The sequence below is a fragment of the Streptomyces sp. NPDC093261 genome, assembly GCF_044753645.1.
Lineage (GTDB): Bacteria > Actinomycetota > Actinomycetes > Streptomycetales > Streptomycetaceae > Streptomyces.
On sequence record NZ_JBIVNO010000034.1, the window covers coordinates 1 to 17405 of the forward strand.

At 69.3% G+C, this 17405-nt stretch carries 11 protein-coding genes and 1 pseudogene; 7 read left to right on the top strand and 5 right to left on the bottom strand.

Annotation, left to right across the window (positions count from 1 at the left end; translation table 11 throughout):
• Positions 1-467: 467 nt before the first annotated feature.
• The gene (locus tag ACIP94_RS37045) at positions 468-1784 is read right to left on the bottom strand and encodes a PP2C family protein-serine/threonine phosphatase (protein ID WP_402436093.1); all 1317 of its coding nucleotides are present in this window, start codon (positions 1782-1784) and stop codon (positions 468-470) included.
• A 252-nt stretch (positions 1785-2036) separates the two neighbouring features.
• Here ACIP94_RS37045 and ACIP94_RS37050 point away from each other — a divergent pair.
• Positions 2037-2380 (top strand): annotated as a pseudogene (locus tag ACIP94_RS37050) (helicase associated domain-containing protein); the annotation flags it as partial.
• A gap of 196 nt (positions 2381-2576) precedes the next feature.
• Here the strand turns inward: ACIP94_RS37050 and ACIP94_RS37055 are convergent.
• Positions 2577-6278 carry a hypothetical protein gene (locus tag ACIP94_RS37055; RefSeq protein WP_402436097.1) on the bottom strand — a complete coding sequence of 1234 codons (3702 nt, stop codon included), beginning with the start codon at positions 6276-6278 and terminating at the stop codon, positions 2577-2579.
• A gap of 596 nt (positions 6279-6874) precedes the next feature.
• Here ACIP94_RS37055 and ACIP94_RS37060 point away from each other — a divergent pair.
• A complete protein-coding gene (locus tag ACIP94_RS37060) occupies positions 6875-7426 on the top strand; it encodes a hypothetical protein (protein ID WP_402436102.1) in 552 nt (183 codons plus the stop codon).
• On the opposite strand, the gene ACIP94_RS37065 is transcribed toward ACIP94_RS37060, so the two are convergent.
• Positions 7356-7913: a hypothetical protein gene (locus tag ACIP94_RS37065; RefSeq protein ID WP_402436106.1), complete on the bottom strand. Its 558-nt coding sequence runs from the start codon at positions 7911-7913 to the stop codon at positions 7356-7358. The two genes, ACIP94_RS37060 and ACIP94_RS37065, sit on opposite strands and share 71 nt — an antisense overlap.
• A 755-nt stretch (positions 7914-8668) precedes the next feature.
• On the opposite strand from ACIP94_RS37065, the gene ACIP94_RS37070 reads away from it, so the two are divergent.
• The 5 genes from ACIP94_RS37070 to ACIP94_RS37090 all read left to right on the top strand — a co-directional run bounded on the left by ACIP94_RS37070 (position 8669) and on the right by ACIP94_RS37090 (position 13821).
• On the top strand, positions 8669-8938 hold the full coding sequence (locus ACIP94_RS37070; protein ID WP_402436109.1) for a DUF3761 domain-containing protein: 270 nt from the start codon (positions 8669-8671) through the stop codon (positions 8936-8938).
• A gap of 525 nt (positions 8939-9463) precedes the next feature.
• Positions 9464-10249: a GNAT family N-acetyltransferase gene (locus tag ACIP94_RS37075; protein WP_402436112.1), complete on the top strand. Its 786-nt coding sequence runs from the start codon at positions 9464-9466 to the stop codon at positions 10247-10249.
• Positions 10250-10559: 310 nt separating this feature from the next.
• On the top strand, positions 10560-11168 hold the full coding sequence (locus tag ACIP94_RS37080; RefSeq protein ID WP_402436115.1) for a hypothetical protein: 609 nt from the start codon (positions 10560-10562) through the stop codon (positions 11166-11168).
• The gene (locus tag ACIP94_RS37085) at positions 11165-13486 is read left to right on the top strand and encodes a M48 family metallopeptidase (protein ID WP_402436118.1); all 2322 of its coding nucleotides are present in this window, start codon (positions 11165-11167) and stop codon (positions 13484-13486) included. Before ACIP94_RS37080 ends, ACIP94_RS37085 begins: the two co-directional genes overlap by 4 nt.
• 158 nt (positions 13487-13644) lie before the next feature.
• Positions 13645-13821: a DUF6296 family protein gene (locus tag ACIP94_RS37090; protein WP_402436121.1), complete on the top strand. Its 177-nt coding sequence runs from the start codon at positions 13645-13647 to the stop codon at positions 13819-13821.
• A gap of 74 nt (positions 13822-13895) precedes the next feature.
• Here the strand turns inward: ACIP94_RS37090 and ACIP94_RS37095 are convergent, their stop codons facing one another.
• Positions 13896-15125 carry a GH25 family lysozyme gene (locus tag ACIP94_RS37095; RefSeq protein ID WP_402436124.1) on the bottom strand — a complete coding sequence of 410 codons (1230 nt, stop codon included), beginning with the start codon at positions 15123-15125 and terminating at the stop codon, positions 13896-13898.
• A gap of 697 nt (positions 15126-15822) precedes the next feature.
• Entirely contained in the window at positions 15823-17274 is a 1452-nt protein-coding gene (locus ACIP94_RS37100) for an amidase (RefSeq protein ID WP_402436126.1), read from the bottom strand.
• Positions 17275-17405 lie beyond the last annotated feature (131 nt).

Consider the following 17405-nt stretch of genomic DNA (forward strand, 5'->3'; position numbering starts at 1 on the left):
GATCTTCGCGTCCGGTACGTCCTTCACGGCGACCGTTCGCGGGCCTTCATATACCGCTGCCTTCATAATTGCTCCCTTGGGTGCCGCGCGGCATGGTGGTGATGCAGAGGGCGCAAAGAACCTGACTCTCGCAAGTGCCGCGACGGGGTCTGTGGCTACGGCACGCCTCTGGGGGCCGTTCGCCTTGGTCAGGGAAACGGTGGTTGTGCCACCGGCCCGGCTCGGCGGAGCTTCAGCACTCGGCGGCGTACGGTGCGGGTCCCCGTCCCCATGCGACGCTAAACGACCCTTCACCGATCGATCAGGCATGACAGGGAGGCGAGTCCCATCCCTCAGCCCCCTGCTGCCGGTGCTGGCGCGCGCAAGCAGGCGGTGTGCAGCGCATCCGGCTTTTCCGGACCGCCTCCCTGACGGGCTTGGCCTGGCCTGGCTGGCCCGGTTCTTCACGTGGCTGCCCGGCTGATTCGTCAGATGCGCGGAGGGCGGAGCGCGAGGATGGCCATGTCGTCGTGGCCGTCGCTGGGGTGGCGGTCGGCCAGCCCTTGGACGAGGTCCTGCAGGGGCAGAGCGGCATCTCGGGTGGCCAGCATGGCCAGGCGCTCCAGCCCGGTGTCGATGGGGTAAGCCGCGTGCTCGATGAGCCCGTCGGTGAAGAAGATGACGGTGGCACCGGCCGGGACGGGACTGGTGTGGTCGTTGCGGGGTTGCGCGGTGTCGACACCGAGGGGCAGGTCGGGGTCGGCATGCAGGTAGCGAGCTCGGTGGTCGGGAGTGAGCAGCAGGGGTGGTGGGTGACCTGCGGTGCTCCAGCGCAGAGTCCAGGCACCTGGCTGGGCGGGTTCGATGCGGGCGAGGCATGCGGTGGTGACGGGCTGGTCAGTGATCGCGGCGAGGGCCCGGTCGAGGTGGGCGAGGACTGCACTGGGCGAAGTGCGCTGATCGTAAAGCAGGGCACGCAGCATGTTACGGATCTGAGCCATGGCGGCAGCCGCCTGGAGATCGTGGCCGACTACGTCGCCGATAACGGCTGCGCATGCTTGGTCGGGGACGAGCAGCGCGTCGTACCAGTCGCCGCCGAGGTGGCCGGGCGTGGCGGCGGGGCGGTAGGCAGCGGCGGCAGTGAAGGGACGCAGGTCGGGCAGGCACGGCAGAAGAAGTCGTTGGAACTGTTCGGCGTCGAGGCGGGTCTGTTCGTAGAGGCGGGCGTCGTCGATGGCCAGGCTTGCGGCGCCGGCGAGCGCGATGATGAGTGCTTCGTCGTGGGCGTCGAACGGCCGTCCGTCCCGGCGCTCGGCTACGTAGAGATCTCCGTAGACCTTGCCGCGGGTACTGATCGCGGCACCGAGCAGGGTGCGCATCGGCGGGTGGCCGGGCGGGAAGCCGGCCGAGGCCGGATGGGCTGAGATGGCGTCGACCCGCAGCGGTTCCGGGTGGGTGATCAAGCGGCCCAGCAGGCCGCGGCCATGCGGGAACTCCACCCCGGCCAGGTCGGCCCGCTCCTGCTCCGACAGGCCCACGGGGATGAATCGGTCGAGATATTCGCCGTTCTCATCGAGCACGCCAAGCGCGCCGTAGCGGGCGCCGACCAGCTCCATCGCGGTGTCGACGATCAGCCTCAGAACTACGGACAGATCCACCTCTCGACCGAGAACCGCCTCATACAGGTCATGCAATCGGTCCTGGGCGTGGGCCAGCGACCTGAGCTGGTCGGCGATCAGCTCAAGCTCGACGCCCAGACGCAGACGCCGCGCTGGCGATTCCGGCTGGTTCTGGTTACCTGGCATCCCGCGCCTGTCCGTCCTCCTCAAAAGCGCCCCTGTCACCACCGTCGCACTGTCCTGCGAGGCCCGCGACAGGCGCAATGTCCCTGCGACGGAACTCCGGGCCGGGTACCGGCCGCGGTCTTCGTGGACGCTGGAGGACAGGGCCGAGGCTGCGGAGGTCGCGCGGATCATCGTGCCGGTGTTCCTGGAGCCCGACGAGGACCCGCAGGACATGGTCGCCTCCGCCTCGTTCCGCCCCCCGTGTCGCCGTACTGGCAGCGGCACTACCGCGTGCTGGCGAACCTGGTCGACGCCGACGGCCGCCTGCCCGAGATCCAGCCCGGCGTACTGATGGACGGCGACGACATCGGCAAGTGGCTCCAGCAGCAGAAGCAGCCGGCACCTGGGCGCGACTCCTGCCCGAGCAGCAGGAGCGGCTGTCCACGCTGGGCGTCAAGCCGCTGGATGGGCCGTCTCCCGCCTCGACGGCCGGTCGTACGGCGAAGCGCCCGAGCAAGGCGCAGCAGGAGTCCCAGCGGGGCCTCGCGGGCCTCGCGCAGTGGGTGGAACGGGAAGCCGCCCACCGGCCTGTACCGCGCGGCCACAGTGAACAGATCATGTCCGTTACCTTGGCGCCGTGCGGACCGAGGCCGGCCTTCACGCCGTCTCTGCCGGTTCCGGCCTTCGGACGTAGCAACAGTTCCCCGCCGCCAACCAGGACTGCTGTCCGCGACGGATCAGGTTCCGGATGTTCTCCTTGCCGAGCTTGCTGTTCGTCTCCGCCAGACCCTGCACGTGCGGAATGGCGACGGGTCATGGTGAACACACCGGGGTGGTCCGCTGTCCCGGGAGGTACACCGACCGTTCCCGTGTGGTGAGGTCGCGGTGGACGGCCCGGCAGATTTTCCTGATTGCTCCGGACAGGTCGAGCGGGGTCACGTCCCAGAGGCGCACGGCGCGGCCAGAGTGATCAGGGCTGTCGCTTGTGGTGGCCAAGGTGTGTCCGTCGGGGCTGAAGGTGAGCGATGCGACACTCGTTGGAGTGGTGAGGGTCGCCTGGAGTTGGCCGGTGGCGGCGTTCCACAGACGCACGGTGCCGTCGTTGCTGCCGGTGGCGAGGGTGTGTCCGTCAGGGGTGAACGCCACTGATGTCACCGTGTCCTGATGGCTGGTAAGTGTGGTCTGGAGTTGGCCGGTGGCGGCGTTCCACAGCTTCACGGTGTTGCCTGCACTTGCGGTGGCCAGGGTGGAGCCGTCCGGGCTCAAGGCCAGCGCTCCTGCGCCGCCGTCGGTGAGGACGGTGCGCATACGCCGTGTGGTCATGTCCCAGATCCGCACCGTGCCGTCGTGGCCGCTGACAGCCAGGGTGTGTCCGGACCGGCTGAAGGCTCCCGACGCCACTCCGTCGGTGGTGCCGAGGATGGTGTGGGCGCGGCCGGTGGCCACGTCCCGCAGCCGCAGGTTTTCCGGGAGCTGACCGTTGGCGCTGGGGCGCCTCTGGATGAGGTCCGTGGTGACCAGGGTGCGGCCGTCAGGGCCGAACACCACTGCCCCCGTGGCGCCGTCACGGCCACTGAGTACGGTCCGGGCGTGGCGGGCGGCCACGTCCCACAGACGCAGCGTGCCCGAACTGCTGGCGATGCCCAGGGTACGGGCGTCCGGGCCGAACGTGAGCAGCGCTACTTCGTCGTGAGTGGCGATGGCCGCGTGTGAGTGGCCGGTGGTCGTGTCCCACAGGCGGGCGGTGCCGTCGTAGGCTCCGGTGGCCAAGGTGTGGCCGTCGGGGCTGAACGCCGTCGACAGGACGATTCCGGTTCGGCCGAGGGTGAGGCGTGGCCGGGGAGCGCTCACATCCCACAGCCTTACGGTGCCGTCGTAGCTGCCGGTGGCCAGGGTGTGGCCGTCCGGGCTGAAGGCCAGGGACACCATCCAGTCGGTGCGTCCAGGCAGAGTGAGGCGGGTACGGCCGGTGGCTACGTCCCACAGGCGCACGGTGCGGTCGTCGCTCGCGGTGGCCAAGGTGAGTCCGTCCGGGCTGAAGGCCACTGCCCTGACCGCATCGGTGTGGCCTGTGAGTGTGGCACGGGTGCGGCCGGTGGCCACGTTCCGCAGGCCAACAGTGCCGTCGACGCTGCTGCCGACGGCGAAGGCGCGGCCGTCTGGGCTGAAGGCCATCGGTCCCCCGCCTGCGTTGATTTCGGGGAGCGTCAGATGCAGTTGGCCGGTGGCTGTGCCCCACAGTCGTACCGTGCCCTGCTCGCTTGTCGTGGCCACGGTGCGGCCGTCCTGGCTGAAGGCGACGGACGCCGTGACGTCGGGGGCGGTGAGGGTGGCGTGGGTGCGGCCGGTGGCCACCTCCCGCAGGCTTATGGTGCGGCCGTCGCTCGTGGTGGCAAGGGTGTGCCCGTCTGGGCAGAAAGCCACAGACGCCATGCTGTCGGGGTGCCCGTTGGTACCCCGTTCACCGGGACCCTTGCCTGCGGTGTGCCACTGCCGCACCGGGTGACCGGTGGCTGCATCCCACAGGCGCACGGTGCGGTCGTCGCTCGCGGTCGCCAGGAGGCTGCCGTCTGGGCTGAAGGCCAATGAGTCGACGCCGTCATGATGGCCGACGACGATGCTCCTGGTGCGGCCGGTGGCCGGGTCCCACAGGCGCACTGTGTGGTCGTCGCTCGCGGTGGCCAGGATCTGCCCGTTGGGGCTGAAGGCCAGTGCCGACACCCACGCCGAGTGGCCGGTGAGGCGGCGCATGAGAGGGGAAGCGGCAGCGGCGTAGAGGCTGGTCGTTGCCTCCTTGGTGGGGCTGGTCCGGTAGGCCTGGACGGCCAGCAGCGAGCCCAGTTCGGGGTCCGTGCCCATAAGGCCAGTCGATTGCGCGGCGAGCTGCCGGGACAGGGCCACATGCCGGGCCGCCTCAGCGGCATGCCGCTGCTGCTCGCTGACCCGGCTCTGATTCCAGGCGATCACACTCGCGGTCAGCGCGAGGACCAACAGGACGGACAGGGCCACGGCGAATGAGCGCAGGCGCCGCGTGGTGCGCGCCGCGGCCGTTTCGGCTTCGTCACGCGCATCGACACTGGCAGCAAGGAAGGCGCCCTCCACCGCGGTGAGGTCCGGATGGCGGGCAGGACCGAAGACGTCCTGGGCTGCGGCCAGGCGCGTGCCGCGGTACAAGGCGCCGGGGTCGCGGTGGAGTTCGTCCCAAGTGTGAGCGGCCTCGGTCAGTTTCCGGTGCAGCCGCAGCCGCTCACGGTGTTCCTCGATCCAGGCCCGGTAGCGCGGCCAAGCGGTGATCAGGGCTTCGTGAGCCAGGTCCACCGTGTCACCGTCCAGGGTGATGAGGCGGGTGCGGACCAGTCGGGCCAGGATGTGCGTGGCCTCGGGGGAGTTGGTGTCCAGTTCAGCGAAGTGGGTGGGTCGGCGGGTGTCGGGAGCTCCGTCGCCAGGCGTGATCAGCCTCAGCAGGGTCCGACGGGCGGCCTCGGCCTCGGCATCCGAGAACGTCGAGTACACCTCTTCAGCGCTCTTGGCGATCGCACCCTGGATACCACCCGTCGCCTCATACATCTCCACCGTCAGAGCGCGGCCTTTGCGGCGGCGCCAAGTCTCCCGCAGCGCATGGGACATCAACGGCAGCCCGCCCGGCTCGTCCGCGACCTCGCCGATGATCTTCGCGGTCAGCTCGCGTTCCACGATCAAACCCGCGGCGGCCGCCGGCTTGACGATGGCTTCGCGTAACTCGGAAGGGCTCATGGGCCCGACGAGCAGCGTGGCCTGCCGCAGCGCGTCCGCGAGCCGGTGGTGTTCTGCGCAGCGGCCGAAGAAGTCCGCCCGTACCGCGATCACCACGCGCAGGCTGCTGTCCGGCCTGACGGCGCTCACCAGCAGATCGATGAACGCCGTGCGCTCTTCCGGGTCCTGGCACAGTGTGTAGATCTCCTCGAACTGGTCGACCACGACCACCGTGTCGCCCTCGGCCGACTCGCGCGGTGCCAGCACGCCGGCCTGTGTGCCGAGCGGATGCGGCCCAGGGGTGAGGATCCGGATCGCTGCCGGCCGGCGATCCGGCGTTGCGGACGTCTGCAGGGAAGGGATCAGGCCTGCGCGCAGCAGGGAGGACTTGCCGCTGCCCGAAGCTCCCACTACCGCGACCAGGCGATGGGTATCCAGCAGCGCCGCCAACTCGGCAACGAGCGCATCCCTGCCGAAGAACAGATCCCGATGCCCCGGCTCGAAGCGGGCCAGACCGCGGTAGGGCGCATCCGCATCATCGTCCCGATCCGCGGCGGCGGCTGCCTCCTCGGCCGCCTGACGCCAGCGTTCCTCCCACTCCGCCACATCGCCGTCGCACGCCTTCACATACGCCAGCACGACCGCCAGGGTCGGCAGCCGCTCCCCTGCCGCGGCCTGCGACAGCGTGCTCGCCCCCTGACCGGTGTGTTGCGCCATCACCCGGTAGGTCGGGCTGCCGGCCTCCACGCGCAGTTTGCGTAACTCGGCTGCGAACCGTGCCACCGGCCCGTCGCTCGGATCCAGCGGGCTCTCCGGGCGCCCAGGCATCAACCGACCTCCACCACCAGCCCGCCTCCCCCGTGGACGCGGCGCAATGGTCCCGCACGCTACAAACGCCCGCGGCACAAAGGCAAACCCGAGCCGCCTGTCTCGCCAGCGGGCGAACGCTGCGCCTACAACCTGCGATGCGGCCATTGATCAGGGTGACTGAACCTGCTGCCCATTCAATTCCCGGCCCGCTGAACTCGGTGATGCAAGGCGGTCACCGGCTCCCACGCCGCCTAGCGCCAGAGGGACCGATGCCGTCTGGCCAGGGGCCGGGCGCCTCCTACGGGGGTGGCTGGCGCGCCGGCCCCACGTTCGTCGCCACGAAGGGAAATAGAGGTGAAGAAGCAACGAGGGCTTACCACCACCCGACTCGCGCTGTACGGGGCGCTGGCCGTGGCCGCGGTGGCCACCACCACAACAGCGGCGTCAGCCAACGGCTGGTTGCATTGGAAGAGCGAGAAGTACGGCGAGTACCTGTACAGCCGCGCGAACGGGAACGGCGCCCGTTTCGGCCTCGGTTCCAACAGTGCTGGTCTCTCCACTACGGCGATGTGCACACCGACTCGGTCGAGCGGGCCCGCACGCGCCTGATCGCCAAGGTGATCAGCCAGTACCCGGAGCAGCTGCGCCTCGAGGCACTGCGCGAGACGGGCCTGTATCTGTCCGGCCCGGCTTCCCTGGGCGCCTTCGCCGAACGCCTCATCGAACGGTCCTCGTTCATGCGCGACCGCGAGAGCGGGAGGCTCTTCCGCACCAGCGTCGAGGACACCTTCCACACAATGCGGGACCTGGCGTCGACGCGGCGGCTGGAGGTGATCACGCCCGAGACAGGCCAGTTCCTGATCGGCGACAACCCGGCCCCGACCCTGTCCGTGGAGGGAGGCCGCACCATCTACGGCATGGCGTTCGGTGACGCTCAGACCCTCGTACTTCCCATCAGCCCAAGGCCAGAAGTGAGACAGGGCCGCTCGCTTGACAGACCCCGCCGGGTCAGCACGCCGTCGATGGTGAGCCACTGGCAGAGGGCTGTGGTCAGTGCCCGCCGTTCGGGGGCTCGCAGCCAGTGCCGTCGGGGTAGCCGCCGAAGGCATCCGCCTTGGTGACCTCACTGCTCATCGTGCCCTCCACACACCAGGGAGATGCGCCGATGTCAATGAGGAAGCCGACCCCGGCGGACCCGTCCTGGTAGGCCTGCACCTTCCCGGCGGAGTAGCCGAGGCCAGTGAGCGCGTTGCGGACGCTGTCCGGCGCGAAGTCACCGCGCCGGCGCAGCGGTTCGAGCGCACTCTTGACACGTTTGACGGCGGTGAGTCCGTCGCAGCGGCTCTGGCCGTGGAGCGGGATGGGAACTCTGAAACCGTGGTTTTCGGCGTAGTGGTCGGTCGGCGGCACGGTTGAGCTGGGGGTAGCGGCGGCCGTGGACGCCGTCGGCTTCGGGCTCTCGCCGAAGCAGGGGAAGTCCGTCGGCTTACCCGGCGTCGATATACCGGTCGGCGTTGCACCCGAACGCCGATACACGTCGGCGGTATCCCCTGCCCGATGCGTTCCGCACCCCGCCGTCAGCAGGACCATCACCGTCAACGGCAGCATCCCGAGCCGTGCTCTTGTCATCCTCAGCGTGGTCATCCCCCGATCCTTCCCCACAGCTCGGTTGCCGTCATGAGTTCCTTTACTCATCAGGCCACAACGCCCCGGTCAGCCATCGGCGGCAAACCATCAAGCTTCAGTGTCACAGGTCAGCGGGCGCGCGGCGGCACTGCCTCCACCGGACTTGTCCTGTCTCGGCTGATGTGCACCGCGTCTCACGTGATCTGGTCCGATTCGGTCGTCGTGTCAGTGGACCGGGCTCGCGGACCTGTTCCAGCAGCACGGCCGGACCCCCCAAGGCCGGTGCCCGCATCGCCAGACCGGCCCGCCGCATGTACCCGCCCGCGCGCCGGTGCAGTTCGGCGCCCGCCGAGACCACCGCCGTGGCGCCGCGGTCGTCGTGGCCACCTCCCAGCAACTCCCCCCTGCCCGGACCGTACTCCTGCTTGCGCAGCGCGCAGAGGCGTGTGCCCTTCGGCTCCGGCAACTGATTCACCTCGCGGTGCCCCCATGGGTGACGCGGCGTGCATGAGCCCCGGGAACAACGGTCGGCCGGCGTCTCGGCGAGCAGGCGCCGAGCCTCTTGTCCGGCTCGCGGTCCAGCTGCACCACGTGCTCTTCGCCGGCGCCGTCGCCGCCTCATGCGCGAACAGCCTGTCGACGAGCCGGGAGATCGAGGTCTGCACCCATACCGGCCCGTAGGTCATTCAAACCGCTATAAGCTCCCGCTGCAATCGCTCACTACAGGGGGGATTCCTGTGCGCGCACGTCTTGCTGCCTCAGCCGCTGCTGCCACCGTCGCTGCCGTCTTCTTCTGCGCACCGACCGCTTCCGCGGCGACACTGCCGTCCACCAACACCGCCCACCACTGCATCCACCACACGACCGGTGTGTGCGGCTGGACCCACCACCAAAAGCCCAAGGACAAGTACGAGACGGCGAAGTGCCAGGACGCGAGTCTGTCGTACTCGCGGCACTCGCAGGGCACCTGCTCCCGCCACCACGGCGTCCGCTACTGGTTCAAGTAGACCCACTCCAGCACAGGCCGCCTCCTGCCCACCCGTGAGGAGGTGGCCTGCCTGCTTCACAGCGCATCGCACCCAGCACCCGTTCCACGCGGTCTCCCGGGGCAGCGGGCCCCGAAAGGTGACCAAGACGCCGAAGGTCGTCGTCTACCCACCGGCCGAGGACGGCGGCAGGCGGGTCCGCGTCGGCAGCCGGTTCATGGGCATGGCGTACACGCTGCTCGTCCTCGTCGAGTTCCTACGCCGGGCTGGATCCGGCGATGTCGAGCCAAGGACATGGCGAGTGCGGCCTGGGTGGAGTGGCGGCGCGTCGGGCCGGAGGTTTGGGCGCCGCCCGGCTAGGGCGGCCCCATGCACCTCGCCGCTTCGCCGCCGGCCGGCGCGGCGGCCCCGCCCGGCGCGCAAGGAAGTGGCAGCGGACAGCGCCTGTTTCTGCACTCCCGTGGCCGGTTGAGAGAGCGCAGCCCTTGATGCTCGCGCGGTTTCGACCGGCGCTTAATCACTTGACCCGGTCCGTACGGTGTTCGGGTGAAGGACATTCTGATCAACGAGCTCCGCACCGCGTATGACGCCCAACTCCGCGGTGTCACCTCGCCCGGCGGCAGCGTCCGCATCGAGAAGGACGGCCCGTTGACTCGTGTCGTCGGGTGGCACCGCGGCTTCGTCACGGGCCCACGCGACCTTGGTGTGCACGGGGAAGAGCTCGACACGCTCATAGCGCGGCAGCGTGACTTCTACGCTGCCCGTGGTGAGGCAGTCGAGTGGAAGACTCGCGCTCACGACCTCCCCGCCGACCTCACTGACCGACTCGCTGCGGCCGGCTTCGTCGCTGAGGACAGCGAAACCGTGCTCATCGGGCGGTCCGCAGACCTTGCTGCCGACCCCGTCCTGCCCGACGGTGTGACCCTCCGCCGTGTCACCGCCAGATCAGACCTTCAGCGCATCGCCGCTTTGGAGAGCACCGTCTGGGGCGAGGACTGGAGCTGGCTGGCCGACGACCTGGCCGCCCGGATCGAGAACACCCCAGAAAACACCGTCGTACTCGTCGCCGAGGCACGCACCGAAGTCGTCTGCGCCGCCTGGCTAGTGTTCAACGACGGCGTCGACTTCGGCGGCCTCTGGGGCGGCTCAACGCTCCAGGAATGGCGCGGACAGGGCATCTACCGGGCCATGGTCGCCCACCGAGCCCAGCTCGTTGCTGCCCGCGATATCCCTTACGTCTACGTCGACGCCTCAGCCGACAGCGCCCCGATCCTCACCCGGCTTGGCCTGCACGCGGTCACCACGACGACACCGTATGTCTGGTCGCCGTGAGCTCGGCCGGCCTTCACCGGCTCCTCAGCTCGTGCCCGTGTGCTGGCGAGGCGGTAGGTAGCCCGGGGTCCTGGTTCAGCCAACGATGGCTGGACGGCGCAGGCCGGCGGGCCTGTGTCGAAGGCCGGTCAGTTGACGGGGTAAGTGACGCGTGGTGGCGTGGACAGGGAACACCAACTCCTTGTTGGATGCGCCTGTCGAAAGCGACACTCCGGCGAACGCACGGACGGGGCTTGCGGTTTGACGATTCCGTTCGGCACGCTCTGATGACGCTTGTGTCAGTACGAGGGACGGGCTGTCCATGGGTGGGATGGAAAGCAGCGAGGTGGAGTGGGCGCGAGAGCTCGCCCGGGCGGCCGTGCGGCGTTTGGCTCCGCACGAGCTGGAACTTTTCGAGGAAACGGCCGACGTCTACTTCGAGGATCCTGGGGGCACGGCAGCCAGGACCCGGCCCGAGCCGCTGGGTATCGGCATCGAGGTCATCGCCGCTGGGGCCTGGACGCTGTTCGCCCTGCCCGTCGCAACAGCGGTCGCCGGGAACCTCGCCACCGATGCGCTGCGCGAGGGACGTGGCAGGCGCTGGTGGCCCAGGCGCCGATCGCGGACGGACAACCCGGCAGGTGGCGGCCGGCCAGAGCGAGTCTCCCCTGATGAAGCGGCGACTTCCCCGACCGGCCCCGCAGACGGCACGAACGTTGCCCGCGGCACGGTGGGGCCGATCGAGCCGGGCGAACTGCGCTCGACGGATTTTGAGTTGATCCGTGAGGTCGCGTACGGCCGAGGAGTCGCACTCGGACTGCCCGCAGGACAGGCGCGGCTTCTCGCCGACGCCATTGTGGGCGGCGTTCTCACAGGCCGGAACCAGGGCGGGGAGGAGGGCGACCACGCAACCGGGGCCCCGGGGACCGGCACCTCATGACCCGGGCACCACGTGCCGCCGTCAGCGGCGGCCCGGTCGGAGTTCAGCACCCGTTCCGGCTGCCCTCCGGGACCTCTCTGCGCTTCGCGTTGCTGGTCCTGAGCACGTCCGTGGCGATGTCGGTGGCACTCGGGCAGATCGCCAGGACCGCGGTCTACCTTCTTTTTCAGGGCGGCGACTCGAAGTCCTTCGACAAGATGGCGGACTGCGCGGCGAAGAATATCGCCCTGGCCGGCACCGACGAGGCCGAGTTCATCCGCCGTTGTCGGGTACCGGCCAGCATGGCCGGCGACGGGGCTGCCGTGAACATCGCCCTGATAGCCGCCCTGTGGCTGGTGGTCGGCGTCACCTACTGGCTACTGCCGGCCTATCGGCTGCGTCGTCGCCGACTGCGACCCTTCAAGCCCGACGCGCACCCCGAGATCCGGCGGACGCTCAGCGACCTCATTCAGATCACCGAACTGCCCTCCTCGGTGCGATTCGTGGTCGACTGGCGAGACCAGCGCCTCACCGGACTCGCCTTCGGGCGGATCGGTCGGCGCTATGTGCTGCTCAGCCGCGGCCTGTTACAGCTGCACGGGAGAGACTCCCAGGCGTTCCGGGAGATCGTCCTGCACGAGTTGGCGCACCTGCGCAATCGTGACGTCGACATCGCCTTCGTCACTCTCATCTGCCACCGGCTGTTCACCTTCGCCATAGCAGCCCCGATGGCTCTGTTTGGACCCTTGTCCATGCTCGGCAGCCTGGTGGTGAAGCCAAGTGACGCGATCTTCGCGGTCATGCTGATGGGTGCCCAGTGCGGTCTGGCAGTGACGGTCGCCTGCACGAGTGGGGCGGTGCTGCGCTCCCGCGAACTCTACGCGGACGCCCGGGCGGCCATGTGGACCCGAGGGGCGCCGGCCTTACGGCATCTGCTCGTCTCCCAGAGCGCCATCGAACAGACCGCACCCCGACGGTCGCTGTTCCGTCGGATGCATCCCCCGGCGGCGAAACGGCTGGCCGCACTGAGTGATACGGCTCTGCTGTTCCAGTTCTCCGCCTGGGAGGCGTTCGGGCTGGCGTTGTCGTGTTCCTTCGTCTATCTGCAGGTGGCGTGGTGGACCGAGGATGCGCTCGGCCCGGTCGGCTACGGCGTGCTGGGCGCCGCATTCGCTGCGACAACACTCGGGACCAGCGTGGGCGCGGGCATCTGGCGGCTCACCGTGGCCGCCCACCTGGACCGCACCACATGGGTGGGCGCGCACCGAATGGGGCTGGCCGTGGGCGGGGGTCTTGCTCTTGGCGCTTGTGCGGACGAAGCGCATTTCACGGCTCTGGCGGCTGGCATCGCCGATCCGATCTCGGTGCAGTTCTGCTGGTGGCTGCTCCTCGGCGTCGTCGGTTACAGCTTCGTACGATGGAACGCTGTGGTCGCCCGGATGTGGGTGCCCCTCGTGCTTGTCGCACGCCGTCCGCTCATGCCGATCCTGGCTTCGACAGCGGCTGGAGTCGTGCTGCTGTGTGTTTGGCTCGGCAGCGTCTACCCCGTGGGTACGCCCGGCTTCAGCCTTCTGACGCTGCCGAGACTCCTGGATCCGCTGCCGACCCCATTCGACTACGTGGGCTACGTATTCTTCATGACCATAGTGCTCTCGCCACCGCTGGCGGTTCTCGCGGTGGTCGCGGCGACCGCTGCACTACCGCTTGCCGCGCCGTTCGGGGTGCGGGTGCTGCGCTGGGCGCGAGCCGGGACGGGCTCGCCGGGGCCGGAACGGTTCCTGCTGTGGCCGCCGTCGAAGGAAGTCGCCGCGGCGCTCATCTCAGTGCGCCCCCAGTCTCCGCTGCGCGCACTGTTACGTGGTGTCGTCCTCGGTGCGGCCTTCGGAGTCGGCCTGTGGGCAGTACACGTCGCCAGCGCCGTGGCCTTTCCGCTTCCGGTGAAGTGGTTGGGTATCAACGTCCCCCTGTACTTCGCGCTCGTCCCGATGACGCTGCAACTGGCCGTGGGCCTTCTGGCGGCACGGCGGACCGCGTACAGCGAACTGCGCGCGCTTCACGGCGTGCTCGCGGCGCTGGGGGCGGGCATCGTGGTTCCGTTCGCGGCGCTGACCTCACGCGACCACTTCATCTGCCTTTATTGGGGCAGCGGCCAGCCTGCTTGCAGGTGGAATCCGCTGGCCAACATGAGCTTCGAAGCGGTGAACGTCATGGCGTGGGCCGCCGCCGTCACGTTGTTGACCCTGCCTGCCTCAGTGGCCGTGGCCGACCGCATCCGGCAGCAGTGGCGGGCGCGGGGCCGACACTCCTCCGTCCTGACCCGCCCACCGCTGGGGATGTAGGCCAGGCACCGCCCGGCAGGACGGGTCAGTTCTCGGCGGGCGGCACATGGACGTCTCTCGAGTCGGTCACACATCCGTCAGCGGCACCCCAACCGGACCATCGCACTGAAGCGGCGATGTATCAGATGGACCGCTGAACACGTCGACTTGACAGGGAAGTGCAGGCAACCGGCAGGGTGAGCACCGATGGGGTGCCGGTCTACGCCGACGCCGGCGGGATGCTGTGGGTGGAGATCGCCGAGGGCGTGGGCCGCCCGATCGACCCGGCACTGGGTGCCGAGCACACTCGCCGTGACGGCGAGGACTCCCAGGGTCCGGATGAGCTTGTTCTGTGAGTGACTCCAATCGTGAGTGATCCGTTGTTCCTCCGCGGGGTGGGGCACTGCCGTACCGGCCTGCGCCCAAGTGGTCAATTCACCAGCGCCAGCCAGGTGTTGGGGCCTACGACGCCGTCGGCGGTGAGGTGGCTGCGGGTCTGGAAGGCGATCACGGCGTCGCGGGTGGCGGGGCCGAAGATGCCGTCGGCCGTCAGCTGGGCGCCATGGGCGTTGAGTTCGGCCTGCACCGCTGTGACGGCCGGGCCCTTGTCGCCTTGTCCGACGGTGGTGATCAGCGCCTTCCAGGTGTCGGGGCCGACGATGCCGTCGGCGGTGAGGTGGTTGCGGGTCTGGAAGGCGATCACCGCGTCGCGGGTTCCCGTACCGAAGGAGCCGTCGACCGACAGCGCCGCGCCATGGGCGTTGAGCAGGTATTGGATGGTGGCCACCTGGCGGCCGCTGTAGCCCTGCTGGACGATCGGCCACGCGCTCGCCGATGGCGGTGGTGGCGGTGTGTACGTGCCGTTGACGGCGAGGTTCCGCAGGTCCTGCGCGGTGCCGTTGAACACGTCCTGGTCGCCGGGAAACGTGCCGGAGTCGGAGGTCTGCCAGAAGGCGTACGTGGACCAGCCGTCGGGCAGCGGGTGCGGAGTACCGGTCCAGCTGCCGACCCAGAGCAGATTGGTTGCCGCGAAGGCAGTGGAATTGCCGGTGCACTGCGACCACCACGACACGTTCGTGTTGATCACCGCGTGACGGCCGGTGCGGCGCCGGTACTCGTCGTCGAACGAGGCGATCCAGCGGACCGTCGCGCTCGGGCTGCTCCCGTAGCAGGTGGGCAGGCCCGGCGTGGCCTCCACGTCGAGGACGCCGGGCAGCGTCCTGCCGTCGGGCTGCCAGGCGCCTCCGTGGTCGACGAAGTAGTCGGCCTGGGCGCTGCCGGAGGACTTGTCCGGCCTGGCGAAGTGATAGGCGCCGCGGAGCAGGCCGACCGCCGCTGCGCCGTCGTACTGCTGGGAGAAGCGGGAACTGATGTAGGAGGTGCCCTCGGTCGCCTTGACGTAGGCGAAGGAGGCTCCGTCGGCGGAGACCGCGGACCAGTCCACGGTCTCCTGGTAGGCGCTGACGTCGAGTCCGCGGACGGAGGCATCCGCGGCCTGATGCGGACGTGGTGCCCGGGCCGTCGCCGATGCCGGGGTGGCAAGCAGCGCGGTGGTGACGGTCACTGCGGCCAGCGCGCCGAGGGCCCCCGTCCTCGCGCCGCGTCTTGTACGAGGAGATGCCCCCTGACGCTGCCGCGGGAGCCGGAGAGGATGCGCCATCGGTGATTCCTTTCGCTCGTCCGCCCGTTCGGCGGTGGTCATGACGTCGCGCAGCCGCCACGGATTCGCTTCCGTCACGGGCACGCGGCCGGGAACCGCCTCCCCGACTCGTCCTGTAAGACGTTCGGGCGCACGCCCCTTTGCCGCCGTCCCCGGCCTGATTGTTACGGCCATGCCGTCGTCCGGGCCCTGGATACGCGGACCCGGGACGACGGCTCCCCCGTGAGTGGCCGACACGACCGCGGCCCGGCCACGCCGTACGGCAGCGGTGCGCACCCGGCGAGGTGCCGACGCCGCCGACCCGTCACATGCTTTCGGGCCGGCTCGTTGTTGCGCACCCTCGGATCGCCGCGTGCAACAAAGCTCCCGGCGGCCCGTCAGAGGAGCCGATTGGCGGAAACGCACTGCTGGGCCGAGGAATTGCTACAGCGGGCTCTGCCCAAACCAGGCTGAGACCGCCAGGCACATCCTGCTGCGACTACTGAGCTCTTCGGAGCGTTGTCGGGGGTGACGTGTGCTGATCCCTGCGGTAGCCCGCTGGTATGTGCGCTACGCGCAGGATGCGCTTTCCGGACCAACCGCGAGGCGCAGGTGCCCTGTCTCCCCAGTCGCCGTGTGCGGTTGGGTTCGTGTTGCGTTGGAAGCGGTCGACTCCGGGTGCGCATGGTTGTCCTCGACGGAAACCCGCCAGCGTGCCCTACTGTGGTGCCTGGAAGCCGCCGATCTTCCTCTCGAGCAGTTCGGCCAGCCGCAGCGGGGTGCGGTCCTCGAACGTCGGGCCGATGAGCTGCACTCCGACCGGCAGGCCATCGGAGGCCCGGCCCGCTGGTATGGCGGTGGCGGGCAGGCCGGGCATGGTGGCCAGGCCGGCCCAGACGAGTTGGTCGAAGTACGGGTACTCGACGCCGTCGATGTCGATCCGGCGTTCCAGCGGATTGGGGTTGTGGTCGTGCGGGAACGCGGGAGTGGGCGTGATCGGGCACACCACGGCATCGAACTCGGCGAACAGTTGCCGCCAGCCGTGGCGGTGCAGTTCGCGGTGGTTGTTCGCCTGGAGCCAGTCGCGGTGGCTGAACACCATGGCGCGCAACCGTGCCGCGTCGAGACTCTGGTCGTCCGCGCTCAGTCCGGCGGCGCGGGTCCGCAGCCGATCGTACGGTTCGACGGGAAAACGTGCGACGGAGCCCGAAACCAGCAACTGGCTGTAGAGCGTCCCGGCCTCGGCCAGATCGGGTAGCAGCGGACTGTGCCGTTCGACGTGGGCGCCGCCGTCGACAAGCGCGTCGGCGACTCGGTTCACACCCGCCCGCACCGCCGATCCGGTTGGAATGAGCGGATGTTCGTCGAGAATCAGGACCCGGAAGTCGCGGAGCCGTTGGTGGCGCGCGGGCGGCAACCTCAAGTGGTGCGCCACGCCGAGCGTCAACGGATCCGGTCCGGCCATGACGTCGAGCAGGAGCGTGAGGTCGCGGGCGGTGCGCGCCATCGGACCGACGACGGCGAGGTCGAGGTCGACCGGCAAGGCCGGTGCGGACGGCGGGACCATACCGCGGTTGGCCGCCAGCCCGAGTGTCGGCTTGTGTGCGTAGACACCGCAAAAATGCGCGGGGGTGCGCAACGAACCGGCGATGTCGGAGCCGATGGACAGCGCGCCGAATCCGCACGCCAGCGCCGCCGCCGATCCGCCGGAGGATCCGCCCGGCGTGCGGCCGTGGTCCCACGGGTTGTTGGTGGTGCCGTAGATTTCGTTGAAGCTCTGGATATCTTGCAGCCCCAAGGGCACGTTGGTCTTGCCGAGCACCACCGCGCCGGCGGCCTTGAGCCGCGACACCTGTACCGCGTCCTCGGCCGGCAGGTAGTTCCGGTGCGGCGGCATGCCCCAGGTCGTGGGCAGCCCGGCGATGTTGTAGGACTCTTTGACCGTGACCGGAACGCCGAGCAGCGGCCGGTCCTCGCCGCGGGCGCGCGCCTGGTCGGCGCCGCGCGCGGCGGCCCGTGCACGGTCGAAGTCCGGCACACAGATCGCGTTGATCGCCTTGTCGTCCCGCTCGATGCGGGCGATCGCCTCGTCGGTCAGTTCCGCCGAGGTCACTTCCCCGGCACGCAAGGCAGCCGCGAGTTTCTCGGCCGACTGAAAACTCCACTCCATGAATCCGACCGTAACGACCCCCGCAACAGGTCATGAAATGCCGCTTCCTGCAAGGGGATCGACGTCTCCATGCTCATCGTGTCCGGCCAGGGTCGGTGACGGGGCGGGGGCCTGGGGGTGGCGGCCGCGAC